The sequence below is a fragment of the Pectobacterium artocarpous genome (assembly GCF_046159765.1).
Classification (GTDB): domain Bacteria; phylum Pseudomonadota; class Gammaproteobacteria; order Enterobacterales; family Enterobacteriaceae; genus Pectobacterium.
The window spans coordinates 118802-144975 of record NZ_JBJXVK010000009.1 but is presented as its reverse complement, the minus strand read 5'-3'; the positions used below and the strand labels follow the sequence as shown (position 1 = coordinate 144975).

At 47.4% G+C, this 26174-nt stretch carries 27 protein-coding genes and 3 pseudogenes; 7 read left to right on the top strand and 23 right to left on the bottom strand.

Translation table 11 applies throughout. The annotated features are described in order from the left end of the window. Positions 1 to 58: 58 nt before the first annotated feature. Positions 59 to 301, top strand: a pseudogene (locus ACKQAD_RS08225) (tyrosine-type recombinase/integrase); the annotation flags it as partial. A gap of 39 nt (positions 302 to 340) precedes the next feature. Here ACKQAD_RS08225 and ACKQAD_RS08220 read toward each other — a convergent pair. From ACKQAD_RS08220 to ACKQAD_RS08200, 5 genes are read right to left on the bottom strand one after another with little or no spacing between them, the layout of a single operon-like run. Further along, the gene (locus ACKQAD_RS08220; RefSeq protein WP_409159707.1) at positions 341 to 1822 is read right to left on the bottom strand and encodes a relaxase/mobilization nuclease domain-containing protein; all 1482 of its coding nucleotides are present in this window, start codon (positions 1820 to 1822) and stop codon (positions 341 to 343) included. Beyond that, positions 1812 to 2189: a plasmid mobilization protein gene (locus ACKQAD_RS08215; RefSeq protein ID WP_409159706.1), complete on the bottom strand. Its 378-nt coding sequence runs from the start codon at positions 2187 to 2189 to the stop codon at positions 1812 to 1814. Before ACKQAD_RS08215 ends, ACKQAD_RS08220 begins: the two co-directional genes overlap by 11 nt. 6 nt (positions 2190 to 2195) lie before the next feature. Further along, positions 2196 to 2456, bottom strand: coding sequence for a hypothetical protein (locus ACKQAD_RS08210; RefSeq protein ID WP_409159705.1), 261 nt, complete (start codon positions 2454 to 2456; stop codon positions 2196 to 2198). Beyond that, positions 2453 to 2629: a hypothetical protein gene (locus ACKQAD_RS08205; protein ID WP_409159704.1), complete on the bottom strand. Its 177-nt coding sequence runs from the start codon at positions 2627 to 2629 to the stop codon at positions 2453 to 2455. Before ACKQAD_RS08205 ends, ACKQAD_RS08210 begins: the two co-directional genes overlap by 4 nt. Further along, positions 2626 to 3078 (bottom strand): hypothetical protein, encoded by a 453-nt coding sequence (locus ACKQAD_RS08200; protein ID WP_409159703.1) that lies wholly within the window; start codon positions 3076 to 3078, stop codon positions 2626 to 2628. Before ACKQAD_RS08200 ends, ACKQAD_RS08205 begins: the two co-directional genes overlap by 4 nt. 559 nt (positions 3079 to 3637) lie before the next feature. Here ACKQAD_RS08200 and ACKQAD_RS08195 point away from each other — a divergent pair. Continuing rightward, positions 3638 to 4345, top strand: coding sequence for a hypothetical protein (locus tag ACKQAD_RS08195; RefSeq protein ID WP_409159702.1), 708 nt, complete (start codon positions 3638 to 3640; stop codon positions 4343 to 4345). A 52-nt stretch (positions 4346 to 4397) separates the two neighbouring features. Here ACKQAD_RS08195 and ACKQAD_RS08190 read toward each other — a convergent pair whose 3' ends face one another. Continuing rightward, on the bottom strand, positions 4398 to 4673 hold the full coding sequence (locus ACKQAD_RS08190; RefSeq protein ID WP_409159701.1) for a hypothetical protein: 276 nt from the start codon (positions 4671 to 4673) through the stop codon (positions 4398 to 4400). 750 nt (positions 4674 to 5423) lie between these two features. Between ACKQAD_RS08190 and ACKQAD_RS08185 the strand changes: the two genes are divergently transcribed. Beyond that, positions 5424 to 6269 carry a replication initiation protein gene (locus ACKQAD_RS08185; RefSeq protein ID WP_409159700.1) on the top strand — a complete coding sequence of 282 codons (846 nt, stop codon included), beginning with the start codon at positions 5424 to 5426 and terminating at the stop codon, positions 6267 to 6269. Further along, positions 6266 to 6532 (top strand): plasmid replication protein, encoded by a 267-nt coding sequence (locus ACKQAD_RS08180; RefSeq protein ID WP_409159699.1) that lies wholly within the window; start codon positions 6266 to 6268, stop codon positions 6530 to 6532. Before ACKQAD_RS08185 ends, ACKQAD_RS08180 begins: the two co-directional genes overlap by 4 nt. A gap of 25 nt (positions 6533 to 6557) precedes the next feature. Here the strand turns inward: ACKQAD_RS08180 and ACKQAD_RS08175 are convergent, their stop codons facing one another. Continuing rightward, positions 6558 to 6761, bottom strand: a complete 204-nt coding sequence (locus ACKQAD_RS08175; RefSeq protein WP_035339627.1) for a helix-turn-helix transcriptional regulator — start codon at positions 6759 to 6761, stop codon at positions 6558 to 6560. 527 nt (positions 6762 to 7288) lie between these two features. Between ACKQAD_RS08175 and ACKQAD_RS08170 the strand changes: the two are divergent. Next, positions 7289 to 8239, top strand: a pseudogene (locus ACKQAD_RS08170) (tyrosine-type recombinase/integrase); the annotation flags it as partial. After that, positions 8238 to 8498: pseudogene (locus tag ACKQAD_RS08165) on the top strand (IS3 family transposase); the annotation flags it as partial. The pseudogenes ACKQAD_RS08170 and ACKQAD_RS08165, both read left to right, overlap by 2 nt. 440 nt (positions 8499 to 8938) lie before the next feature. Here the strand turns inward: ACKQAD_RS08165 and ACKQAD_RS08160 are convergent. The 4 genes from ACKQAD_RS08160 to nifL form a co-directional block, all read right to left on the bottom strand. Then, complete coding sequence (locus ACKQAD_RS08160) at positions 8939 to 9454, bottom strand: nitrogen fixation protein NifQ (protein ID WP_409159698.1); 516 nt, start codon at positions 9452 to 9454, stop codon at positions 8939 to 8941. Beyond that, positions 9454 to 10860: a nitrogenase cofactor biosynthesis protein NifB gene (nifB, locus tag ACKQAD_RS08155; RefSeq protein ID WP_409159697.1), complete on the bottom strand. Its 1407-nt coding sequence runs from the start codon at positions 10858 to 10860 to the stop codon at positions 9454 to 9456. Before nifB ends, ACKQAD_RS08160 begins: the two co-directional genes overlap by 1 nt. Before the next feature lie 176 nt (positions 10861 to 11036). Beyond that, positions 11037 to 12599: a nif-specific transcriptional activator NifA gene (gene nifA, locus ACKQAD_RS08150; protein WP_409159696.1), complete on the bottom strand. Its 1563-nt coding sequence runs from the start codon at positions 12597 to 12599 to the stop codon at positions 11037 to 11039. Next, a complete protein-coding gene (nifL, locus tag ACKQAD_RS08145; protein ID WP_409159695.1) occupies positions 12596 to 14101 on the bottom strand; it encodes a nitrogen fixation negative regulator NifL in 1506 nt (501 codons plus the stop codon). The genes nifA and nifL overlap by 4 nt, the downstream gene beginning before the upstream one ends. 406 nt (positions 14102 to 14507) lie before the next feature. Here nifL and ACKQAD_RS08140 point away from each other — a divergent pair, with 406 nt between their 5' ends. Beyond that, complete coding sequence (locus tag ACKQAD_RS08140) at positions 14508 to 15041, top strand: flavodoxin (protein ID WP_409159694.1); 534 nt, start codon at positions 14508 to 14510, stop codon at positions 15039 to 15041. A gap of 55 nt (positions 15042 to 15096) precedes the next feature. On the opposite strand, the gene nifM is transcribed toward ACKQAD_RS08140, so the two are convergent. The 12 genes from nifM to nifK form a co-directional block, all read right to left on the bottom strand. Further along, complete coding sequence (gene nifM, locus ACKQAD_RS08135) at positions 15097 to 15888, bottom strand: nitrogen fixation protein NifM (protein WP_409159693.1); 792 nt, start codon at positions 15886 to 15888, stop codon at positions 15097 to 15099. Then, positions 15888 to 16331, bottom strand: coding sequence for a nitrogen fixation protein NifZ (locus ACKQAD_RS08130; RefSeq protein WP_409159692.1), 444 nt, complete (start codon positions 16329 to 16331; stop codon positions 15888 to 15890). Before ACKQAD_RS08130 ends, nifM begins: the two co-directional genes overlap by 1 nt. Further along, complete coding sequence (locus ACKQAD_RS08125) at positions 16328 to 16588, bottom strand: nitrogenase-stabilizing/protective protein NifW (RefSeq protein ID WP_409159691.1); 261 nt, start codon at positions 16586 to 16588, stop codon at positions 16328 to 16330. Before ACKQAD_RS08125 ends, ACKQAD_RS08130 begins: the two co-directional genes overlap by 4 nt. Then, the gene (gene nifV, locus ACKQAD_RS08120; protein ID WP_409159690.1) at positions 16554 to 17747 is read right to left on the bottom strand and encodes a homocitrate synthase; all 1194 of its coding nucleotides are present in this window, start codon (positions 17745 to 17747) and stop codon (positions 16554 to 16556) included. Before nifV ends, ACKQAD_RS08125 begins: the two co-directional genes overlap by 35 nt. A gap of 15 nt (positions 17748 to 17762) precedes the next feature. Next, a complete protein-coding gene (nifS, locus tag ACKQAD_RS08115; protein WP_409159689.1) occupies positions 17763 to 18968 on the bottom strand; it encodes a cysteine desulfurase NifS in 1206 nt (401 codons plus the stop codon). A 39-nt stretch (positions 18969 to 19007) separates the two neighbouring features. Next, the gene (gene nifU, locus ACKQAD_RS08110) at positions 19008 to 19844 is read right to left on the bottom strand and encodes a Fe-S cluster assembly protein NifU (RefSeq protein ID WP_409159688.1); all 837 of its coding nucleotides are present in this window, start codon (positions 19842 to 19844) and stop codon (positions 19008 to 19010) included. 216 nt (positions 19845 to 20060) lie between these two features. Then, complete coding sequence (locus ACKQAD_RS08105) at positions 20061 to 20528, bottom strand: NifB/NifX family molybdenum-iron cluster-binding protein (RefSeq protein ID WP_409159687.1); 468 nt, start codon at positions 20526 to 20528, stop codon at positions 20061 to 20063. After that, positions 20515 to 21900: a nitrogenase iron-molybdenum cofactor biosynthesis protein NifN gene (nifN, locus tag ACKQAD_RS08100; RefSeq protein ID WP_409159686.1), complete on the bottom strand. Its 1386-nt coding sequence runs from the start codon at positions 21898 to 21900 to the stop codon at positions 20515 to 20517. The genes ACKQAD_RS08105 and nifN overlap by 14 nt, the downstream gene beginning before the upstream one ends. Before the next feature lie 10 nt (positions 21901 to 21910). Beyond that, positions 21911 to 23284: a nitrogenase iron-molybdenum cofactor biosynthesis protein NifE gene (gene nifE / locus ACKQAD_RS08095; protein WP_409159685.1), complete on the bottom strand. Its 1374-nt coding sequence runs from the start codon at positions 23282 to 23284 to the stop codon at positions 21911 to 21913. A 307-nt stretch (positions 23285 to 23591) separates the two neighbouring features. Then, a complete protein-coding gene (locus ACKQAD_RS08090; protein ID WP_409159684.1) occupies positions 23592 to 24254 on the bottom strand; it encodes a NifB/NifX family molybdenum-iron cluster-binding protein in 663 nt (220 codons plus the stop codon). A gap of 14 nt (positions 24255 to 24268) precedes the next feature. Beyond that, on the bottom strand, positions 24269 to 24487 hold the full coding sequence (nifT, locus tag ACKQAD_RS08085) for a putative nitrogen fixation protein NifT (protein ID WP_409159683.1): 219 nt from the start codon (positions 24485 to 24487) through the stop codon (positions 24269 to 24271). Positions 24488 to 24560: 73 nt separating this feature from the next. Continuing rightward, the gene (nifK, locus tag ACKQAD_RS08080; RefSeq protein ID WP_409159682.1) at positions 24561 to 26129 is read right to left on the bottom strand and encodes a nitrogenase molybdenum-iron protein subunit beta; all 1569 of its coding nucleotides are present in this window, start codon (positions 26127 to 26129) and stop codon (positions 24561 to 24563) included. Between the last annotated feature and the right edge of the window lie 45 nt (positions 26130 to 26174).

Here is a 26174-nt window from a genome sequence, read left to right as displayed (position 1 = left end):
GTTGGAGTGAACATATCAAAAACAGGCAATTACACAATTTAAATTACAGTCTCAAACTCAAATTTGTGGGCATGGTTTCCGTACAATGGCTTGTAGTTCTCTTGTTGAGTCAGGTATATGGACTGAAGATGCAATTGAAAGACAAATGAGTCACAAAGAGCAAAATAATGTTCGTGCTGCTTATACTCACATAGCACAGCATATAACACAGAGGCGTCTTATGCTTCAATGGTGGGCTGATTATTTAGACGCAAACAAAGAAAGGCATATTATGCCGTTTGATTTTGCCAGAATAAATTAACTGATCACCGAAAACAATAAAAGAGGCTTTAAGCCTCTTTTATTGCGGTTTAAAACCTCTTAGTTTTAAATGCTGATCGTCTTCCTGCTGTAGTGGTATTGTTTCATTTTTTGGTTTTTCTTTTTTAAGAGCTTCTTTTATTTTCGATTTAAATCTATTTTCATCAATACTCAATCCCAGCGGATTGTTCTTTTTTATTTCTTCTTTAACTATTTTTTCTTTATTTTTTGGTTGAATGACAGGTTTTTTAATACCTAAACGTTCTCTTATTTCTTCGATCTTAGTTGCTCTACTATTGAAACGGCTACCGCTCTTGAGTCTAAATTTATTTTTGGCTGTTGTGGCTGTTTCTGCATGATCAAGTATCCTACTGATAGAACTGCCACTAAATGTATTGCTCCCACGATTAAAGCTACTTTTAGTATAAGTTTTGATTGGTTCTTTATTGTATTGTTTTTTAACTCTGTTGAGTATTTGTGCAGCTTTATGTGTTGCTCTTCTAACTTTTGGGCTTGTTGGTCTATTGTATTTTTCGCTGAGTTTAAAGCTGTTGTGGTTGCTTCTAATGAGTTGTTCACTCTTGTTAGTGTCTGTTGCGTCTGATTTAATGCTGTGCTGACTGACTCCGATAATATCATCATCGTTTCTGATAATGGTTCTATCGTCATTGATATTTGGTTCAACAAGTGTTCGTCTAATACTATTTTCGTCATCTGTTTTTCTTGCTGCGAATCTTCTAACGAGTTCATCATCTCTATTTTTGTCATATTTCACCTTTGTTTTAATAGTGTTCCAGCTAAATTTTTTACCTAATGAAGATCCCTTAAATGCTATGTCATTTACACTGAATGAAACCCCCGCCACGTTGCCAGTGCTGGCAACATTGAACTGAGGTTCAATGCCTACGGCCTGCATTCTGTCTATAAAAGTCTGCAGATCTGGTTTACCCAACATAGCTGCCTGTAGCGCGTTCTGAAGCACTATACGCGCTGGTTTCTCACCTTTCCTTAATGCCTGCTCAATTTCGTTTTTCGTAGGAGCTGATACATCTGATTTTTGACCTTTAAGCCCCTGCGTAATAGTTAAGCCGTGCCTTTTCTCTAAACGTTCACAAGCTGCTATTGTATTAAATGCTGAGTGCTGACCATGCCAGACTGAACCATCAACGCCAACACGATTAGCTACAATGTGAATATGGTCTTTACCATTATCATTATGGCGCACACAAATATATTGATGTTTTTCAATATCAATATTGATTTCTTTCAAATAATCTTTCGCTATCTCTTCCCATTTTTCAGCCGTTAAATGCTCAGTATCAGGCAAGGATAAAAAGGCGTGAAAGACTGGTTTTTTAATATCTGTTCTAAATTTTCCTACTGCTTTAAACTCATCAGTTAAATCACTAACATTATTTTTATCTGCTGACATATTGCTACATATGAAATCATGATCATCTTTTAATATATACTTAACTCTGCTTTTAAATGATTTCCCATGCTTCCCTACATTACCCTTCATAGTTTAGATCCTTCTGTATTTCCAACAGCCTTTTACTTACCTGCTTTATCAAAAAGTTTGTTTCAGAGACTTTGATATTATCAAAATCATTATTTGAGTTTAATTTTTTTGCTACTTGATTTAAGTTATTCCCTAATGATGAAAGCTGTATATAAGTCTTCTGGTTAACTTCTGGCATTTTTCTTTTTATAACGGGTTTAGAGTTTAAAATCTCTTTTCTAATGTAATGACCTCTTTCAAGGCCGGAGGCTTCAACTAATGATTTTAAATATTCAGACTCTGCTTTGTTTACTCTGAACTGTATAGATATATCTCTGCGTTCTTCGTGATTTAATTCTATACGTCCTCTTTTTCTGTCTGTATCCATATTTTATTACCCCCCTGTAGTAAACATATAATCTCTTATAGCTTTTATATAGTCTTCATCATTTTCATCAATCAAAGATTTTAGAAGATCATCAGCTTTATTTTCTTGTATATATCTATGAGACACAAAATAACATAACCTTTGTTCATCACTATTAATTTCACCGAAAGGTATATTTTTATCTTGCTCTATGTAGTAAAAAAATCTGGCTAATAACTCAAACTTCATTTTTAAACTCATTTGTTTTTCTATGTCATCATCAATCATATTCTATTATTCCTCTTGTATTTAATCAGTGATTTTTTATCGATTATTTTTCTAACATCTGATATTGCTTGTTTTGCTTCGCTTGAAGAGTTTGTTTTTCCAGTACAGCTACGGATCATAACACCGCCCAACATAATACAAAGTATTACCATTACTATAGACATAATCATCATATTTCTTTATCCTCTTCGTCCAACTCCGCTATAATATGAACAAGATGATATTCTCCATAAGTGCCCGTTAATTCATATGTAGGTATTTTTATAGCCGCACACGAAATAATGTTATAGTGAAAATATCGATCAATATATCTATTAATCTCTGTATAGGTAAGAAAGTAATATTTATACCATTCAAGATCTTCTTTTGTTGTCATTCTATGCTTGTCTAAAACATCTTTAGCGTATTGTTTAAAATGCCTGCCCGTTTCGTTTTCTTTTCCTTCTTTACATCTATCTATAAACTCAATAATAACGCTATTGTAAAAAAGTCTTGCTCGTCCATTAAAGCAATAGAAATTGCATTCTTTACCTTGCAAAAAATATTGCTCTACTTTATCTCTGACTATTTTATTTTTTTTGTAGAACTCGTGTTCATAAAATCTCATATATATATCATCCATAAATAACTCCTTTGTTTTTAATATAAAATGTAAAACTACCGGGTTTTACCGCTTCCCCTTGATAGGGGAATAAGCGGAAGGGTAGATCTTTTTCAACCCTACGAGCAAAGCGAGATAGGGCAATCCGAAGGATTGGGTAAATAGCGGATACGCTATTACACCTTGCCTCAGTTTCCGAAAAACAAAAATAAAGCTGAACTCAATCTACATTTAAATAAATAACCGATATAAAAAGTTTGTCAATATAGCGGCTACATAAATAAATACACTGCACGACAAATAAAAGATAGAGTAAATAATATATTGTCTTAATGGGTAGCTGTGCGTAATAGGTAGCTTTGCGTAAAAAATGCCGCTGCTACGTGAAATCTGAAGGCATGGGGTTTGATCGGCGGCGACAGAAACGGACAAAACTTGCTTTTGTTCGTTTTCTGGCGTCAATTCATTATAAATGCTAGGAAAATCAATAGTATAAAAACAACAATCCAATTACCACATTAAAGATTTCAATAAAAATGCCGATATGCTATTTTATAAAATTCAATACCTCGAAGGATCTATGATGAAAATAAATAAATTTACCTTAATCATTTTATTGACATTATTCACACAATCTACAGCATGGGCTGATAATATTAATCATGGTTTAGATGAATACGGTAAAAAAGTATCAACGACTTCGGAAAAGGGAGCAATAAAATATATTAAAGCATATCAAACAACTGAAAAACCATTAAATGCGTATAGAATGGATTTTGATACTTCTGAAAAAAATCTTTTGAGCGTTCCAAATGCTGCTCATGATAAAACAGCTAAATTGCAAAACTTAGCAATAACTAAAGCATGGGAAGTTAAATTTTGTCAGTCAGATCTGATTAACTTCATGTTAAAAAATAATATTGATATGGTCAGCGGTGCTCTAATAAGTAAAGGTGAGATGCAACGAATGGCAGTTTGCTTTAAAAGCATGCAAATACCTGAATCAGTATCAGATAAAAGCGATAAAGATGTTGTTATAGGCTCATGGTATGACGATGTTGGTTCACCTGAATTTTTGGACGCAACATTTACAATAACGAGAACATCACAGGGATATTTTTTAAAACGATTAAACGGTGATGGCAGCAGTGGAACCTATCAACTAACAAAACTTGATAATAAATATAAAAAGAACAACGATAAGTTTGGTTCTTATTATGTAATAGATGGTAATGGATTAAAAATTTATGATAAAGATGGATATATAAGAACAGCAATAAAGAAATAAAATTTTTATGGGTGATGCTCCACGTAGTGGAGCATCACCCTGAAAGACTGACTTACATTCTTCTTCTGAATATAATGTTGTCTGAGAAAATAGCTTTACCCGCGACAAAGCCAACAAGAGCGATTATAGGAAGACTGATAACGGCTCCTGCCATACCTGTAGACATTCCGATCAGTATCGACAGGCCGAAGGTCAATAATATAACCACGAAAGCATACCAACCGGGATATGTTCCATACAGAACTGACGCTTGGCAGCCCGTGCATACCTGAACACCTCTTTGACTTTCTTTTAGACAAAAAGGGCATTTTATTGTGTTGTTTTCCATTTTTCAGTTCCTTCGTAAACCCCATCATCACCGCACCCCGTTAGCAGGGTGGCAAGACCTGCCGCTAACATAAATTTACGCATACCCTTTCCTCACCAATGGCACAGATCTACGATCGACCTGTAAACGTCTTAGAATTCAATTATTTTCATGCCCAGTCATATCGTTTGTACCGATCGAAAAGCACAGTATGATAGATTTAAACTATTATAAACAAATAATTGATCGTTTTAACCAATTAAATACCGATCGATTGACTGCCTTTTAATTTCTAAAACCTATCAATAGTTAGATATCGATCTTTTATATCGATCATTATCTGTTACCGATTCGAATTCTGACGATGGGAAACAACGGCAGAGGTCTATGATGGGCTATAAGGCACGGAAAATATTTTAATATCTTATAGGCATGGTTTTGATCTTTAATTTATTAGTCTTCGCCCTGTAGGTTTTTTAGATATAGTTCTACTTTATATTTTATTAGTGCCATAAAATCATAAGGCACCTTTAGACTATAAATATAGCTTCACTGAGTAATATTTATAACCAAATAATACATACTATCTGATATGGCTAATATCTACTTGACAAAGTCTTAAAATGTATTATTGATTTTGTATATTAAAAATAAATATAAAAATACAAGGTATGACTAACTATGTTGGTTGTGAAAGAAAAAATAAAGCTCCTATTTTACCAGTCAGAGAAACTTATAAAAAGGAGCGTTTAATTTATTAAAGGAAGCTAAATGTATTTAAAACAAGATATATATAATGCAGATAAGTTTAAAAGTCAAATTCAAAAATACGTATTAAGCACAGATGATTTTAATGATGGTGTGTATCGAAATCCTAAAGAAAAGGCATTACTAAAGAAATATATTGGATTTAATAATCGCTCTTTCGTTAACGGTCTTGTATTCGACGTAGACCACGAATACGGTGCTATTGCTTGGGATCTAGCTGATTTGCCAAAACCTAATATAATCATACAGAATACCAGAAATGGCCATGCACACTTGTTGTATGCTTTAAAAAGTCCAGTTCTTAAAACAGACTCAGCAAGAATAAAGCCTTTAAAACTTGCGTCCGTTGTTCAATGTGGTTTTACAGAAAGATTAGATGCGGATAAGGCTTATGCTGATATTTTAATAAAAAACCCGCTAAATGAAGCTGAATGGCGTACAACGTGGGCTGAGAGTGAAACCTATGATTTAACTTACTTGTCTGAGTTTGTGTCTGATGTTCTTACGACGAAAAACATTAAAAGCAGAAGTGAAATATATGGTTTAGGTCGCAACGTTAATTTATTTGAAGATCTGAGAATAATAGCTTATAAAGAAGTTTTGAAATATAAAGCAAATAAAAAATATAATGACTTTTATCTTGGTATGTTTTCAAAAGCTACAATGCTGAATGATTACAGTAATCATAACAATCCATTGACATACAGCGAAATAAAACAGATTAATAACAGTATTTGTAAATGGACGTGGAGAAATTTTACGGCTGAAAGATTTTCTTCAATCCAATCAGCAAGAGCCCAAAAAACAAGAAAAGCAAAATCATTAATAAACTTTTTGGAGGATTTATGATTATAAAGAAAAGAATGAAAAGACCAATGACACAAAAAGCAATGGCAGAAAAGTTTGGTGTATCTGTTTCTACTGTGAAAAATTATATATCCCTTCCTCGTGAAGACTATTTAAAAGAAGCAGAAGAAAAACGCCGTCTTGCATTTAATTTAAGATCATCCGGTCTAAAGTGGAAAGAAGTAGCTGAAAAAATGAATACAAGCGAATATAGTGCGATTGCATATTATCGTAGATACTTAGCATTACTAGAAAAACAAATATAGGCCACTCTGTGGCTTATATTTAGTTTTACGCAGCTTGATTGCGTGAATAAAAAATCTTTTCATCAATCCACTGATCAACCTCACTTTCAATAAATGCGATAGATCGTTCACCTGTTTTTACGGGTGATGGAAAACTATTATTTTTAATCAGTCGATAAATCCAAGCCCTGCAAAATCCGGTACGGTCGATTACTTCAGAAATGCGGATCAGTTTTGTTTTTTCTTTCATATATTTCTCCATTGTTGTTTTGATGGAGTGTATTATTCGAATATCGCTTATGACGATCAACACCTATTTTTGGGATTTTCATAGCCTTTGGGAAGGAAACAGAGGAAAAACAAAATAACTTAATTAAAAACAATTGGTTATAATTTTTAGCAAAAAGTGCTTTTTTATTTGACAACACAATGTTTACTCTATCTTAAAAATGATGTTAACTGATGTCTACTACTGTAATCAGTTGTTTTTTAATTGACTTTTCTTACTTTACCCATCAATATGATGGCACATTTTGATGGCATAAAAATCTTAATGTATAAAAAATCATTTACTAACAATATGGTATAAATAAGGTCGATTCCGAGTCCGGCACCACCTTTCCTTTTTTATGCCTCCTTATCAATCCCTATGTTGTTGCGATTCAATAAGTTGGCGTAAAAATCTTTTCCGATGCGTTTTGATTTATCCCTTCGTATCGGGGAATTTGTGGGTCAGATTGCGGGTCATTCAGTTCGATGAACGGGAGTGACCCTCATATGTTAACTGACAGCAAAGTCCGATCCGCGAAACCTCTCGCAAAATCTTACAAGCTCACCGATTCGCAAGGTCTGTACCTCACGGTATCCACCAGCGGCGCTAAGCTATGGTATTTCCGGTATCGCCTCGGCGGTAAAGAAAACCGTCTGGCCTTTGGCCCCTACCCGCAAACTACGCTGGCGGAAGCCCGTGAAAAACGCGATGCAGCGCGTAAGCTGCTGGCATCCGGCATCAGCCCTTCTCAGCTTCGCAAAACGAACAACCCCGCCGTTGATGAATCCCGAACATTCCAGTATGTCGCTCTGGCATGGCACACCAGCAGTCTTAAACTCTGGTCGGACGCGCACGCCGATAAAATCCTCATCTGCCTGAAACGCTACGTTTTCCCCGCCATTGGCGCGATGGATATCGCGCAGGTTGAAACTCGCCATCTGGCGCAGTTGGTTAAGGCGATTGACGATAAAGGGGTGCATGACGTCGCCGGACGAGTGCGCCAGCATCTGACTAAAATCATGCGCCACGCCGTCCAGCAGGGCATCATCAAATACAATCCGGCTTACGATTTGGATGGTGTCGTGACCCCGGTTGTGACCCAACATCACCCCGCCCTGCCGCTGAAACGCCTGCCTGAACTGCTGGCGAAGATTGACAGCTACAAAGGCAGAATGCTCACCCGTCTGGCGCTGGAGCTGAACCTGCACGTTTTTCTGCGCTCCAGTGAACTGCGTTTTGCCCGCTGGGATGAATTCAATCTGAAAGCGCATATCTGGAGCGTGCCCGCCCAGCGCGAAGCGGTAAACGGCGTGCGGTTCTCAGAGCGTGGCGCAAAGATGAAGGATGAACATCTGGTGCCGCTGTCACGTCAGGCGGTCACCCTGCTGAAACAGATTCAGGCGCTTTCCGGCGAGTCGGTCTTCGTTTTTCCCGGTGCCCATACGCTGAACAAGCCGGATCGAAATACGCGAGCTGAAGAAAAAGCTACAACGCATTGAAATGGAAAACGACATATTAAAAAAGGCTGCTCTTGATGTCAGACTCCCTGAACAGTTCTCGTTAATCGGGAAACTCAGAGCGCAGTATCCTGAGGTCACACTCTGCCACGTGTTCGGGGTTCATCGCAGCAGTTACAAATACTCGAAAAACCGCCCTGAAAAGCCAGACGGCAGACGAGCCGTATTACGCAGTCAGGTTCTGGAGTTGCATAACATGCATATATGGACGCCCCGGGTGTTACAAGTACTGGTTCGATACGGTTTGCGACCATATATCCGGCGTCATTAGTGGGTTAATTTACCCGCGCCATGATGTTATCCGAGCCCTGTTTCCTTATCACTACACCGGTATATGATTACTCAGGTCAACTTCAGGCTGTTACAGGGACGGTAGCCGTTTTCTTATCAGTGCCTGCAAACTCAGTTAAAAATACTTTCTGTAAATTGCTGTTTTTAGTTAATTCATCGCAACGGCCTTCTGCATATTAAAATCAACACCATCGGTCAAAACACGCCAGATAATTCTCGTCAGTTTATTCGCCAGTACAACCGTGGTTTTCAGGAACCCTCGACGGGCCTCAAGCCTTTGCAGCCAAAGGCCCAGACTGTCATCGCGCTATAGTATAATCAGGTAATTATTGCCTTATCCTGCGGGCTTCATACTTCGGGTGCGAAGCAGTGCGACCATTCACAGCAATCATCACAGCTAGGGGAGCGGCAAACCACTTCTCCTTCACGGTGCAGACAACGTTGACGGTAGAAAAACTTCTTCCATCGCATATTATTAACATTAAGCGCGACCAATGACGGGAAACAGTCCGTCATCAGTTCACGCAGTTCCGAGCGGGAATCCAGCCCTAAATCTTGCCATAAGTGGTTAAAGCCTAATGATGCACTAGCGATGATACGGTGCATGGGAACAGCATCTTCTTCCACGAACTCAAACAACCAGTACGCCAGTTGATCACATTCTGCCTGACGGTATGACTGTAACTCACTTAACAGCATCAACCGCTGCTGATGGGCTGGCGTTAATACCGCCGCCGACCAGTTTACGTATGCTAGTAACGTACACCAATCCGTATCCGACAACCCCATCTGAAGTGGAAAGTTGGCAACGCCAGTCTCATGTAATGTTAATAGACGCCGTAGCCAGTAACGTGCCGAAATCATCAAGCTACTCCTTGTACCTTAGGTTGCTCTGCAAGTTGCTCTTTCCGTTTCCGCCACCAGTCTGCCAGTACCTCAATAACATTTTGCCAAGCCCCTTCAACACAAGGCTGGATACCACGCTGCTCTAACTGTTGCCAAGGACCATAACCAATACGCGCACAAAAGACAGCCTGCACATCTGCCAATAGATCGAGCAGTCTAGCCATACGTTCACCCTCTTCTTCGGGAGGACACGCTGCACTCCCGTGGCAATACTGCGGCGTAAACCGCTCGTTAACCAGCACAACACCCGCCATCGACAAACTGTATATCTGGAAGCGTTGGGCATGCCCGAAGTGCTGATCAATCACCTCACCGTACGATGACGCCACCGCCACCAAACAGGCATCCTGCTCTTCTGACTCGCCATGCGTAGCAATGCTGGCATGTAACTGCGTACGCTGATGCATCAAGGGGGGGTATGGCTGTGGCGTCATAGGTAATGCTGATAGCGGAAATTGCTGACTGCGATCCTCGCCCAGCATACCGATCGCATCCGCACGACATTGCTGGCAATGTGACATTTGCGGCATCACCTGACCACAACGCGCTCGCACCCGTGCTATACATTCAGCATCTGGCTCTGGCTGACCTTGCAGCCCGAATACGGTGCCATGTTCTGGTCGTGCGATAAGTGGCATAATGTTGTGCAAAAAAGCGCCCCACTTACGCGCTTTTTCACTAACTGCCAGCATTGACGATTCATTGATATCGGGAATGAGTACCGAGTTAATTTTGACCAACGCGCCACGTTCCGTCAGGCGGCGAATACCCTCTTCCTGGCGCGCTAACAGTATTCTGCCGGCCTCTTCACCCGTGTAACGTTCACCATCCAGCCATAGCCATGCATAGATCTGCGCCGCGACAGCAGGATCCAAGGTGTTAAGCGTTACGGTGACATGATCCACGCCAACATCCAGCAGGCGATCTACGGCTTCTGGCAGCAGCAAGCCATTAGTAGAAAGGCACAGTTTCACATCGGGCAGTTGTTCACGCAGTTGCGCCAAGGTGTTAAAGGTACGAGTCATATTAGCCAGAGGATCGCCTGGCCCCGCAATACCGACCACAGACAATTGCGGAATGGCCGCGGCCACCTGACGGGCCTGCGCGACCGCCTGTTCAGGAGTGAGGAGTGTCGATACCACCCCCGGACGCGATTCATTGCTACAATCGTACTTACGGTTGCAGTAGTTACATTGCAAATTGCAAGCTGGAGCAACTGCAAGATGCATACGAGCGAAACGATGATGACCACTCACTGAATAACAAGGATGATGTGCGGCCTTGCTAGCTTGCAATGGTGTCAACCCATTGAATTGGGGTGTTCGGCAGCCTTTGCTGCCGGATGAGGAAGGACATGCTGTCATAATAATAGTGCCTACGGTTGCGGAATCCTGTATGTACAGGTGCAAAGGGCATACCGTTTAGGCACATAAAAAATCATTCAAAATACAAAGCATTAATTTTTTTATCGTACATTGATTTTGTAAGAATTATTGCACTAGCGCAACAATGTCTCTAAAGCCACAATTCCGACAGAGGGTTACAGACGATGCATATTGATATCCAGCGTCTGAATACGGTAGGCGACCTGACGTGGAGTCATACCCAGCAGGCGCGCTGCTTTGGCTTGTACCCAGCCGGTTTTCTCCAGTGCAGCAATAAGCCGCTGGCGCTCATCGAGCGATTGATCCAACCAACTCTCCTCATGAACAGGTGTGATGGCATTTGGCTTAGGGGCAGCTTCACGGTGATTGAATAGAATGACATCCCTGTCGATGAGCCCGCTTTCCGACATTACGGCTGAACGTTCTAGACAGTTTTCCAGTTCGCGCACATTACCCGGCCAACTGTAGCTCATCAGCAAACGGATTGCGCCATCGCTGATGCGTAACGCACGCCCTTGATGCTGTCCAATTTTGCTCACCAGAAAATGAGCCAATTCAGCGATATCCTCCTGACGCTCGCGCAATGGCGGTAGCGCCAGAGGCATCACGTTCAAGCGATAGTAGAGATCCTCACGAAAATTGCCAGCACGTACCTCTTCTTCCAGATTACGATTGGTCGCAGCAACAATTCGCACATTTACCCGTAGCGTTTCATCACCACCAACCCGCTCCATCTCGCCTTCCTGTAAAATGCGCAGTAGTTTGGCTTGAAACGATACGCTGCTTTCACCGATCTCATCCAGAAACAGCGTGCCGCCATCGGCCAGCTCAAACCGCCCTTTACGCTGGCGAACGGCACCGGTAAACGCGCCTCTTTCATGACCAAACAGCTCACTTTCCAACAGGTTATCGGGTAAGGCCGCACAGTTGAATTTCACAAATGGCGCTGCTGCTCGTGGCGAATGATGATGAATGGCGTTTGCCACCAATTCTTTACCAGTACCACTTTCTCCCAATACCAATACCGTGGTATCCCAACGTGATACCTGATGGATAATCTCCATGGTCTGGCGCATCGCGGCACTTTTCCCCACCATATTTTCAAATCTAAACGAACGTGGGGAGGCACACACAGGCGCGCGATCTGCGGGACTTGACGTTTCTGCCGCTGGACGTGCAGGCTGCATCAGGCGCACCGTTTGCGCCGCCATATTTGCCACGATTTCCAGAAAACGTGTACAAGCAGGAAGCCGTTCTTCATAACGTACCATAGGTTGAGCAGCCAATACGCCGATGGGCTGTGCCGCCACACCGAACAAAGGGACGGCAATGAACGGCAAGTTATAATCGTACAGACCAAGGCGATCCAAAAAACGCTGGTCGTCAGCCACCCTAGGCAGCACTAGCGGTTGGTGTTGTGACAATACTGTGCCAACCAATCCTTCCCCAGGGCGATAGCGCACCTGATTACCGCAGGCAATCAACTGTTCATCCGCTTGCAATGCCTCCAGCACCAATACCCGGCGCTGCGGATCATAAAGGCAGATCATGCCATGTTGCATAAAGGCATCATCGTGCAACACACGAAGCATAGATTGGAGTGCCTCTCCCACGGTTGTCGCACGGCTCAGAGCGCCACTAATACGCTGAATAGCGGTAAATTGCTGTGAAAGATCAAAACGCCACACGACATTGCCGGTATCAGGTACACGAGTCATTTTGCGCCTCCAGTCAAAACAGTAGGGAGGGGAAAACGGAGCGTAAGACAAGATCCCCCTGTCGGCCGCGATCTTAGATCGATAGCTCCGTGATGGTGCGCAACCAACGTTTGTATTAACCGCAACTCCATGCCTTTACCCGGTGTACTGATGGTTTCCGCTCCGGCAGCGGCATAACGCACCTGCATCAAGGGCACATTGTCTTCAATACAAAGCAATAGCCATCCCTCTTCTTCACAAGCGTATATCTGCACGGCCAGTGAAAAATGAAGGCGCTGTGCTGACGTTATCTCCGCAGATAAGGCGAGCGTGCGATCAAGCCATAAACTGAGACAGGCCAGCACTTGGGTGCGCTGACCAAATCCGATCAGTTGAGGTGATGCCAGAACATAGTACAAACGGTCTTGAGCCGTGAAACGGGCGTGATAGAGAGCAGTAAGATCGTCCAACACGTTTTTTACTGGCCACTTTTCCGCTGTTTCGAACACCAGCGATGGCCTACATGCCTGCAATCGTGCTACAGCGTCCTCACCTTCACGCCAGGCAGACTCCAGAGCGATATTGTTGTGGCCTTCACCGTTAAGACGCCGCGCTGCTGCCAGCATGTTCAACGGGCAGTTAAGCTGCACTAGCGCCGCATCCAACGATTCGCGGATCGCCGCTAGCAGCGTGCCGTTTGTGATCTGCTGCTTAAGCCTGTCGAGTTGCCCTTGCTGGTGCTGTTTTTGCTGTTCAGTACAATCCGTGATCACAATCAGTGTGCGCGGTAATGCACTGTCGGTGAAATAACGGCTTGCTTCTTCATTCACCCCCGGTAGCGCCCAGATGCCCAACGTAAGCCAGCGCGTCATGCCACGCACCGACACAGGTTGTGGCACGCCTTCACACAACGCCGTTTTATTATTGTGATAATCCAGCACCGCCAACACTTCCTGTCCACCACAGTCGGCACACAGGGTTTTGTATGCCAGATTATCCATAATCACCTGCTCGTTCTCATCCACGACGACCACCGCAGCAGGAATGTTGTTCAACACCGCCGTGGTTAATGTCATATGATTACGTAAGCGTTGCTCAAGGGCATAATCGGCACTGATGTCTCTATGCATCGCCAGATAGTGTTCCAACTCTCCTTGCGAATTCACGATGGGAGTAATGTCGATATCAGCCAAATAAAGGCTGCCATCACCACGTCGATTAATCAGTTGTCCCTTCCAGGCCTCACCTTGCTGCAAGGTATGCCACATATCCTGATAGACCTCGCGCGGCGTCTGCTTGCTCGCCAGTACGCGATGGTTCTCCCCTAACAGTTGTGACAGCGAAAAGCCGGTCAAGCGGCAAAATGCCGGATTGGTATACACAATGCGCGCCTGCGGATCCGTTAAGGATATGGCCACAGACGATTGTTCTACCACGGTAGAAAACAACGCCGAATGCTGGCGCGATAAATGGCTGGCAATTTCCCCCAGCGGGAAAGACTCCGTCATCAGATTCATGGTCATAGCTTATCCTTACAACAACAGATGCCGTTATGTCAGTTTCGCAACAATTTTGTGTCCCGATCCGACAACCCTCTCCGGCCTGTTATCGGTGCAAATAACCATGCAAACATTGCACCTTTTATTTATTAACTCGCCTGAATATTGATCCTGACATGGTTTTTTTCACTATTTCGTGTGCTAGCGGCGCTTATTCAACGTAAACCCGTCGTATTCGTGAGCCTGACCAGCCCAAAAGCGATCACTGATAGTGCAGTACCGCGCCATAATTGTGCAAATTATCGCCAATTAGGAAAAGCAAAAATCTGGCATGATCTTCGCACTTTGATTGACACAAGAAGTCATGCAGATACTCATTGCCTTCGGGCGGCGCTCTTTTTTACTCTCACTTGTCAGTCAGGAGCATGTTATGGCGAGCATTGGTATTTTTTTTGGCACTGATACGGGAAAAACCCGCAAGATCGCCAAGTTAATTCATAAAAAACTGGGAGGTGCGGCAGATGAACCCGTCAATATTAACCGTACCACATTGGATAGTTTTCTCTCCTATCCGGTACTGCTGTTAGGCACCCCGACCCTAGGTCAGGGACAGCTACCAGGTATGGATGCAGGCTGTGAAAGTGAATCCTGGCAGGAATTTATCGACAGCTTATCCGGTGCTGCACTGGCGGATAAAACCGTTGCGCTGTTCGGTTTGGGCGATCAGGTCGGCTACCCGGATAATTTTGTCAGCGGCATGAAAGCGTTGTATGACGCCGTGACTGCACATGGTGCTCGCGTTGTCGGTGCCTGGCCAAATGAAGGTTATGATTTCAATACCTCCGCAGCGCTCATCAACGATCGCTTTGTCGGTTTAGCTTTGGATCAAGATAATCAGTATGATCTGACGGATGAGCGACTGGACAACTGGCTTGAACAGATAAAAGCGACATTGGCTGCTTGATAGTGGCATAGATAACAAGGCGCATTCCTCTTCACGAATGCGTCTTTTTTAAGCGTTAAGCACACATCAACCTGCGCAGCCACGCTCGCTGCTGCTGTTTTTTCCGCTGGTGCAACAGGTGCTGAAACACCTTCGGCAAAGCCTCTTCCCGTGTTAGTGGTGTTTCTGACCGAACGGCTTCGCATAGCAACAAATGCCAGCCCAAATCGGTCGCTACAGGTTCGCTCAACGCCCCCGACGGCAGCGAAAACAGTGTCAGTTCCAGTGGTGCAAACAGTAAGCCACGGCTGACCCACCCTAACTCGCCGCCCTGCATCGCGGTCGGACACTGAGAGTAGCGTTCTGCCAGCGCGGCAAAAGTTTCCCCTCCACACGTTAGTTTGTCCCACAGTGTCAGAATTTGCGCTTTAACTATTTTCTCTTCGCCCCCATCAACGGTCAACAGCAGGTGCCGAGCTAAACGCTGCTCTGGGCGACAAAAACGATCGGCATGGCGCTGATACCAGTCATTCACCTCTGCGAGTGTTGGTTCGGAGACCAACGCTGACACTTGCTCCATCTGCCATTCCATCAGAGTATGATGGACAATTACCGACTGACGATCGGCCTCAGATAGCCTCAATTCGCCGAGATCGGCCTCTAGCGAATCGGCCACAGCCAGAGTCAATGCCTCAGAAAGAACCGGCTGATGTTGCAACGCGGCATCTACCACAGCTTGCTCCAGTTGCCACTGCGATGCAAGCTGCTGCTCCAACACACATTGGCGCTCAGAGGATAATGCTTCCGGCGACATATCCCACAACTTGTGTGCCAGTTGCCACTGGCTGAAGCGCTGCCAGGGCAACATCAGTACACCTCCTCGCACAATTCTAGCGCACTGAAAGACACCTGAAACCAGCGTTCATCAAACATCACGGTATAGCACTCCCCACGTTCGCCCTGATCAGTAGCTTGAATTTGCCCCTGTTGACCGGGATATACGACCAACTCGCCATTTATCGTTAATGCTTTTATACAAACCACCCGGTCACCGTACTGGAACTCACCGCGATGCCAGGGCGCCTCTGCCGCGATGAGTTCCTGCGCCCGACAACCAATAATCCTGTCGGTATCAAGAAAATGAACCTGATAGATCAATTGGTCTTGTAAAAAGGTTCCCCACTCGCGTACATAACCGATGCTGCCGCGCCGCACCAGCAGTTCACCACGTTTTAGCCCCGCCACCGTGCCATCATTGCGGAGTGGACGCACCACGCGCACGGCGTCACCAAATTCGAAACGCGTCATCATGGTCGTGCTCCCGGTCTTTTGCTCTGGTAACTCTCAGTCAGCAGACGTCGTGCTAACAACCAGTCTGCATCCGGTGCTATCTCCAACGTATTGCGCAGCGGTACCGCGGCACGCAGACGTCGATGGAACTCACTGAGCACAGTCAGGCTACACGCCTGAAGTTCCTGTGTTTCATAAGGCACGGAGAAAAAAGTAAAAAATTCTTCGGCGCTGTCCAGTGTTTCAACGCCGGGCAGTTGGTAGAACCATTCCATCATCTCGTCTCCCCGATAGTAACGTGCTATCGCACAGCGACTGAAACATCTCCAGCAATTCATAATCCAGCGGATTACGTTTCCAGATTTCGGCAAATTCGCGAATACGCCTTAACAATGCCGCCGTCTGCGCGACATCCAACTGGTATCCCAGACGAGCAAAAATACCCTCCACGGCTTGCCGCCCAGAATGCTTACCCAACACCAGTTGATATTCACGTCCTAGCAGCGAGGGGTCAATCGCCTGATAGCTGCCACGGTCCTGTAACAACGCCGCAACGTGAACACCTGATTCATGGGTAAAGACCTGTTCTCCTACCAGAGGTTGCTGTTTGTCGATGTTACGTTGTGCGGCATTTGCAACCCGTTGGCACAGCGCAGGCAACAGAGAAAAATGGATGCCACTGTCGTACCCTAAACAACGTTCCAATATCAATGCCACGGTTTCCAGTGATGCATTACCCGCACGTTCGCCAAGCCCTAACACCGTGGTATTCACATGAGTGGCCCCCGCTTTCACTGCCGCCAGCGTGTTTGCCGTTGCCATCCCCAAATCGTTGTGAGCATGTATTTCAATTTGCCCAGCCCAGACTTGCCGCAAGGCACTGATGCGGATAAACGTAGTAAAAGGATCGAGCACACCCAGCGTATCGGCAAAGCGTAACCGCTCTGCACCAGCTGACTGCGCCGCCTGCGCGAGAGTGGACAACGTGTCATCGCTGGCACGCGAGGCATCCTCACACCCAACACAGACGCGCATCCCCTGCCGACGTGCCTGCGCGATCAATAGGGAAAGCTGCGGCAGCAAAGCATCAAGCGGTTGGCGCAACTTCTGCTGCCGTAACCGTTCGGAAGCCGGAATAGAAATATCCACCCAGTTCATTCCTAAATCAGCACTTTGCTGAATTTCCTGTGCATTCATCCGGCACCAGGTCATCATCACGGTTTCCGGCAAACGGCGACGGATCACTGATATTCTGGCTCGCTCATCGCCCCCCATCGCGGGTGTACCGACCTCCAGTTCTTTCACACCTGCCTCAACTAGCGCCTCGGCAATGGCCAGCTTTTCACTGGCGCGAAACGCTACGCCGGGACTTTGCTCACCATCACGCAATGTGGTGTCGTTAATGATGACGGTACCGTTGAGAACCATATCCTCCATCGTTTATCCCCTGTGCTAACCGTAGGTCGGTGAAAAATCACCCGCCGTTGCCTGCGCTTTTCCCTGCTGCCAATATGGTGAAAGTGTGCGTAACCGTTCAATGATGGGAGGCAAGGTGGTGATCACCCGATCAATTTCCTTTTCGCGGGTAAAACGCGACAATGAGAATCGAATGCTGCCGTGGGCAGCGGTGTAGGGAATGCCCATGGCTCTCATCACATGGGAGGGTTCCAACGAACCCGATGTGCAGGCACTACCGCTGGAAGCCGCGATCCCAGCGTGGTTGAGCAGCAGCAGAATAGCTTCGCCTTCAATAAATTCAAAAGCAATATTGAGCGTGTTAGGAGTACGCGGTTGTTCCCCGCCCATCACCATGACGCTCGGGATTGCCTGAAGTAACCCTTGCTGCAAACGCTCGCGCAATGGTGCGATGACTGACCCCATCATGGGCATATGCACTTCCGCTAGCTCGCAGGCGCTCCCCATACCGACAATTCCGGCAATATTCTCCGTGCCCGCACGACGACCACGTTCCTGATGTCCACCACGCAACAGCGGGCGGAACCGAGTAGATCGTTTCAGATAAAGACAGCCCACACCTTTCGGCCCGTGAATCTTGTGCGCAGAACAGGAGAGCATATCGATCTCACAGTTGGAGAGCGTGATCGGGATTTTCCCGACCGCCTGAACCGCATCACAATGAAACAGTACACCGTGCTCATGGGCCAGTTCTGCCATTTCACGCACCGGAAACAATACGCCGGTTTCATTATTCGCCCACATGACCGTCACCAGCGCGACACGCTCACTTAATAACGCACGGTACTGTGCCATATCCAGCTCACCTTGCGCTGACACGCCCAGACGATGGATGATATAGCCCTGTCGTTCCAGATGTTCACACACCTCCAGCGTCGCTGGGTGTTCCACCGCCGTGGTAATAATTTCACGCCGCATAGCATCGAGCGCGATAGCTGAGTGAATTGCTGTGGAAGTGGCCTCCGTCGCACAAGAAGTAAATATGATTTCACTGTCATGACACGCACCGAGCAGGTTAGCGACCTGCTGTCGTGCTCGCTCCAGTGCCCGACGACAGGGGGTGCCAAAATCATGAATCGATGAGGGGTTACCATAGTATTCCGTCAGGAAAGGCATCATCGCTTCCAACACCATAGGGTCGAGACGGGTCGTGGCATTATTATCCAGATAGATGTTTTTCATGTTCGCGGCCTCGCTAAATACGCAATCTGCTCACACGGCCTATGCCGCAACCACTTCCATATAGCGCCCAATGCGCTCTACCAGCTTTTGTTGCAGCCAGGCCAGCGTCATATCTGTCATCATGCAGCCGCTACAATTTCCAGAAAGGCTGACCGTAACCTGATGACCATTGACACTAAGCAGCTTCATATCACCGCCATCGGCCTGAATATGCGGGCGTAACCCCGCCACGGTATCCGCCACCTGGTGCCACAAGGGATCTTTAACCTCCACCACCGTAGAGGCTGCCGTTACCAGCCTGGTATCTCGCTCGGCCAGCAGCACTTCCAGCGTCAGTTCAATTTTTTCATGGCAGGCTGTGCAGCCGCCGCCTGCTTTGGTGTAATTAATCACCTCTTGCAGCGTGGTCAGCCCGTTGGTCATCACCGCACGTCGAATCTGGCCTTCATCCACGGCAAAGCATTTGCAGATAAGCGCACCGTCTTCATGATCGTCTTCCAGTGTTTCACCACGGTATTGGGCTATCGCGGCACGCAAGGCTTCTTGCCCCATGACGGAACAGTGCATTTTCTCCGGCGGTAAACCGTCGAGATAATCCGCAATCTGCTGGTTGGTCACTTGCTCTGCTTCCTGCAAGGTTCGACCGATAATCAGCTCGGTGAGTGCTGATGAGGAGGCAATCGCGCTACCGCAACCAAAGGTTTGGAATCCAGCCTCCAAAATGGTTTCTGTTACAGGGTCCACTCGTAGCATCAGCCGAAGGGCATCACCACAGCTTAGCGATCCTACATCGCCGATCGCATTCGCCTGCTCCACTACGTGGGCATTGCGCGGGTTAAAAAAATGGTCTTTCACTTTCTCGGAATAGTTCCACATGCTCTCTGCTCCCTAGGGTGACGGGGAAAGGACTCACGAGTCTTCTTCCTCGCACACGCATGACATGGACGGGTTCACAGAGATCTAGCAAATGCGATACCATTCACATAAAAACACTTACAATCAATTAGATATATTTTTACAGGCAAAAAAAAACCGCGACCAATGTCGCGATTTATGTCGGCTTTGTCGCACAAGCGACGATCTCGTCAGCGTTCAGTACGCATCGTCTTCATCCTGCCATTCCCTTTCCGCCAGTAAGTACTCAAAGCGGTTTGGATCGCGCTGACGTCGACGAGAGCTTTGTTCGTTGTCAGCCCAACACTGCTGTATCTGCTGCAAAAGCTGTGCAATAGACGTTTCCGGCGGAACTCGTACAGCACGAACCCCTACCTGCAACAGTTGGCGAAATACCGTATCGCCAATGGCGACACAGTAGAGCGTCACACACTCTTCAAGCGCGTTGATACGACTAGTCAGTTTATCCTCCCGATGGCCAAGCTGAACATTGAAATCCACGACCTTCAGCAACCGGACCTGATCTTGTTTCACACCATAGACCACCAGCCGCGGTGTGGCACCAAAATGCTGATCCACATGGTGGTAATCCGAACTGGCAAAAGCAACCTGCATCGACCATACGGCCGAGCTAATGGTGCTGAGATGACGGCTAGTAAGTTGCATTCCCCACCTCCGAACGCCGTGCGGAGCGAAATTGCTGACGTAAAGGCGAGTGATAGGCAGATACGGGATGATGATGTTCCAGCATCAGGTTCGCCACGTCAAACAACGTATCCCGTATGCCAGCATAGCCCTGCCGCACCTTGCGAAATTCTCCCAAGCGGTCAAACACGGGGAAACCCGCACGGATCAGTGGAATACCAAATTGTTCTGCCAAATCCGCTGCATGTGAATTTGCTACCAGCATGTCCGCAGGGCACTTCACCAACATATCCTGCATATCCTCAAGATCGCCAATAAACACCTGTGCAACTGGCAAATTAAGCAATCCAGGTTGGCTGACAGGGGCCACAATCGGCCCCGGTTGCATACCGTGGCTCAGCGCAAAATCACTCCATGCTGCCAACAAATCCCCTTCCGCTGCCAGCGCGATTTTCCTGCCCTGTAGTGCCATGTGACAATCAATCATCGCATCCTGCAACTGGCCACGCTGACGTTCAATCCAGGTGGGAACCTCACGTCCAGAGATCTGTTGCAAATGATGAATAACCGCATCCACGGTCATCATCGTCATCATATGTGGCACCGTTAGCGCGCGACCACGACTACGCTGTGCGATTAAACCCGCAGCACGTTGGAGTGACTGCCCTACGGTGATAGTACTCAAATTCTGCCCCATCTGCTCGATGGCGCGCAGCGTTGTCCCACCTTGCGTTACCGACTGGTAATCTCCGCAGGCAAGGTGTCCATCCAGTGACTGCGACAGATCGGGCACGATCACCGCTTGCAGGCCGAATGCCTCAACGTAACTGCGTAATAGTTCCACTTCACCGGGATTGACCAGATGGCTGAGCAACACGTTGACACGTCGGTTTCGCACTCCTGCTGGCGGTTTTTCCGGCATCCATTGCTCAATGATACTTTCCACGACAGCACTGAATCCATTTTCCAACGAACCATAGAAGTCTGGCGTATTCACCGTAAGTAATGCGGTAGATTTAAAGCGGGGATGTGCGGTACGGAATTCACGTACCGCGCGAGTAAGATCGCTTCCCTGTGCCTCAGATAACCCAGTGCTGATTAACACAATCGCCTTTGGCGCATTACGCTGGCACAACGTGCTAAGCGCCGTTAAAATGTTGCCATCCGAACCCATCACCGTGGTCGTTGGGTCCATTGCTGTCGATTGCAGCGGAATCGGATCATGAAAATGTTGGATAAAGAAAACCTTGGCAAAAGCGCTACACCCCTGCGCACCATGTACCAGAGGAATACTTTGTTCTAGCCCTTGGCTAGCAAGAATGGCCCCAAGTGGTTGACCACTCTTAATCGGGCCGGTGGCAAGGGGCTTTTTACTGCGGATAACGTCAGCCATTTTGTACTCCTTAGCGCCAGAGGGCTGGTTGGTGCGTCTGCGGCCAGATAGGACTTTCCAGCGTAAGACAAATTTGCTCAGCCAACGTGACGATGCCACGGTATCCCGCATAAGCGTGCTCTCGTTCCTGATTGATATCGAGAAACGGCATACGAGCCTTATAAGCGGTGTACATATTGCGCCCTCCGGCAATCATCATGTCCGCACCGTAGCGGTAGGCAACATCCAACAGCGTGCGTGCATTTCCCTCATCAAGCATCACGGCATCATCGCCCATCAGTTCACGAATACGTGCTTTATCTTCCTGTGTGGACTTGCGTGTGCCAGTGGCAACTACCGTTATGCCGAGATCTTGCAGTGCCGAAACCACTGACCAGGATTTCACGCCACCGGTATAGAGCAACGCCTTACGGCCTTTAAGTCGGGCACGATAGGGGGCTAACGCCTTTTCCGTTATGGCTTCTTCTCGTGCGATCAGCGCTTCAGTACGCTGTATCAGAGCGTCGTCTTGCAATAATGCGGCAAGCTGGCGCAATGCATCAGACATGGCACGCACACCGTAAAAACTGCCTTCAAACCACGGTGTGCCGTAACGTTGTTCCAGACCACGTGCCACATTGATCAGCGCACGGGAGCACACCAGCATATTGGCTTGTGTACGGTGCAGAGTCTGAATTTCGGCAAAGCGCCCATCGCCGGATAAGTTACCCAACACACGAATACCCAATTCGTCCAGCAACGGATGCACATGCCAGAATTCACCCGCGATATTGAATTCACCAATCAATCCAATATCGTGGCGATGTGCGACAGGAATCGGACTGTTTTCCGGCCAGGGGGCCGGTTCACGAGTGCCAATCACCTGCTTGAGCATCACATCACCGGCCAAGCGATTGCCAAAATTTTTACTGCCGTAAAAACCCGCAGCATCTACCGCGATCACCGGCACACCAACCGCTACAGCGGCGGCACGACAGACCGCTTCAATGTCATCACCTTCCATCGCCGGCACACAGGTGTTGTAAATAAATACAGCGGTGGGATCGTAACGCTCCACAATATGGCGAACAGCATGGAACAGCCGCCGTTCACCACGCCCCATAATCACATCTTGTTCATTGAGATCGGTGGTAAACCCCAGTCGATTCAATCTTGGCCCGGAACTCTGACTGCCACGGTTATCCCAGGAACTGCCGGCGCACCCGATAGGGCCATGCACCAGATGAGCGACATCCGCCAGTGGCAGTAGCGTAATCTGTGCGCCATCAAAAGCGCAGCCTCCCGCTGTGGCACCGGGTTTCGGCGCGCTACACCCCGTTTTTTGTTTGTGGTTGTGCTCACAGGCGGGCTCATCAAGCAGCGCCAGTATTTCATTCCCGTTCATTTTGCCCTCGTCGAGTCGGTTGACCTTATGACGCTACTGCAATTCGCGGGCCATGAATAAATTCTTTTATTTCATCATAATAGGATTATTCGTTTTGCAACAAACGCGACAATGGCGGAAACAAGACAGGAATTGGAGAGTAGAGGGTCATGCTCAACATCACAAACGGTAACGTTCTGATAGGGAGATCCTTGTCGCCCTCGGCGAAAACCGGTAGACGACAAGGGACAATGCATTTAGCCCGAGGAAAATCCCCGCTTGCACGGGAAAGAAGAATGAAATGTGCAGATAGCAGAAAAGTTTCCCGCTAAAGCACACGTGCCTCAAGCGGATTATCTTTCTCAAGCCGTTTTGCCAACCAGGGCGGCAGGCGATCGGCCATCAACGTTTGTAAAGCGTCACGCTGTGAAGATATGTTGGTGCCGGGTGGCACCTTCATCGGATGAATGCTGTGACGAATAATCCGCGCCGCCGCCGGGCCGCCGATCGCTTCACAAAACAGCAGGTGGCAACCCGCGAGCAGTTGAGCACGCACGTCATTACTTTCCTGCGCTCCCACATCGCTGGGATAACGGCGCAACCCGTGCAGCCAGGAGCCATTATTGTCAAAGGCATAGATAAAAAACAGACGACACTGACCAAAATGGCCGTTAATGGTAATGCCATCCTGTGACGAAAACGCCGCCAGCAACTGTGCTTCACGCCCCGGCGGCGACATCACTGCGAGATGCGCAGGCATGTCGCCACGCAGACATCCCATGACCCGTTGCCAACGACCACGTGTCATCACGGCACGATCGCCAGGAAAGCGTGCCATCAGTTGCTGCTGATCGAGTGAAGACAAATAGGCCAAATCGATTGAGGCTTCATCTTCTTGCGCAATCCAGCGTAATAACTGTGGCGAGGAAAGCTCTGGCAAGCAATGCATCAGCGCAAACAGCCGCCAGAACAGGTGATCATCATCAGACATATTCTCCTCCTCATTCATGCCAGACCGAGGCGCGAGGCCCGCAGGCTAACAGGAAACTGCGGTTTTTCCTTTTGTGGGTCCACGTAGTAGCGTTTTCCTCCCTCCAGCGCGACCTCTCCTCCCCAAGAATCCTGACTGTCAAACTCTATCCCGACCACCCTCGCCTCCAAATCCTGTTTGGCGATATAGCAATACAACTGCGCGTTGCACTCACGAAAAATCACTATCGGCATACACGCCTCCTCAATGGCAACGTGACGGCCCGGACAGTGCCGGGCCGATGAGCTGGCCTATCTGGCCAGAGGATCAACGAACAAGATCGAAGTTGTAATCGGTTTTGCCGAGTTTCATGGTATCGCGATCGAGTTTCTCCAATACTGCATTCACCAACTGCGTGAGAATCGACATAGCCCCTTCGTACCCCCACGTGGTTTGGCGATGCAGATGATGACGATCAAAAATCGGGAACCCCAGACGAATCAATGGCACTTCAAACTGCTCGCCCTTCGCTAGCGTATCGCGCTGAATGAATTTGCCGTAGGAGTTGCCAATCATGAAATCCGGCTTGTTGGTAAACATTAACGAGCGGAAATGCCACAGGTCACAGTTGATATAGACTTCGCTCTCCTGCCCATAAGGTGAAGCACTCAGCATTTTTTTCATCGCTTTCTGCCAGCGTTTGTTGCCGTTGTGGCACAGGATCACGGTGGGTTCACAGCCCAGTTCCAACAGGAATTGGGTCAGACCCATGACAAAATCCGGATCACCATACAGGCCAAAGCGCTTGCCATGCAGCCAGGTGTGAGAATCCAGCATCATATCCACCAGTCTGCCGCGCTCCAGCGTCAGCGCATCACCGATCGGAATGCCTGTCAGTTCGCTTACCGTCATCAGCAGCTTGTCCGTTGCATCCAGCCCAATTGGGACGGGAATATCGGTCGCCGGTTGGTTCCAGTTGTCTTGCACTATTTTCTTGGTTTTCGTGAGATGCCACGGCTGCAGCAGCAAGGTGTCAATGGCATTCGGTGCCTCGCTCATCTCTTGCTGGGTGGTGCCACCGGCGTACATGCGGTAGTGACCGTCTGCTGGCGTATCGAGTACCTCCGACGGATCGGACAGGATGGCGCACGGCACGCCCATCTGATCCATCATGCGTTTCAATACTCGGTAGTTGCCCAGATAGGTTTCAAATCCGGTCACCAGATTCAGGCGCGCCAGACTACCGGGCTGATAGTTCTTACCTTCATCGCTGGTAAACGTGCGGGCAAACCCTTCAAACATATTGTCCCAGCCGGTGATATGGCTGCCGATAAAGCTCGGCGTGTGGGCATAGGGGATCGGCATTTGCGCATCAACAAACCCGTCCTTCTTGGCATTGGCGATAAACGCTTGCAGGTCATCGCCGATGACTTCTGCCATACAGGTGGTGGAAACGGCGATCATCTCCGGTTTGTAGAGTGCGCTGGCGTTCTGCAAACCGGCATTCAGGTTGTTATTCCCGCCAAACACAGCGGCATCTTCCGTCATGGAGTCAGAAACACAGGCGACGGGCTCCTTGAAATGACGGTTAAAATAGGTGCGGAAATAGGCAACGCACCCCTGAGAGCCGTGCACATAGGGCAAGGTGTTGGCAAAACCCAGCGCGCACAATACCGAGCCCAACGGCTGGCAGGCTTTCGCCGGATCAATGGTCAGCGCTTCGCGCGTAAAGTTAAGTTCCTGGTACTCCGGCGTGGTGGTCCACTCGAAGACATCACGCACGCGCTGCTCATCATGCGCCTCTTCCATCGGGCGTTTATTGTGAAACAGCATCTGGTATTCATCCTGCTCAAACAACGGAAAGCAGGCATGGGTTTTTTCAGCAGTTTGACTCATGGTGTACTCCTCCCGCGCCACAAATCGGTGAACAAACGGGATATC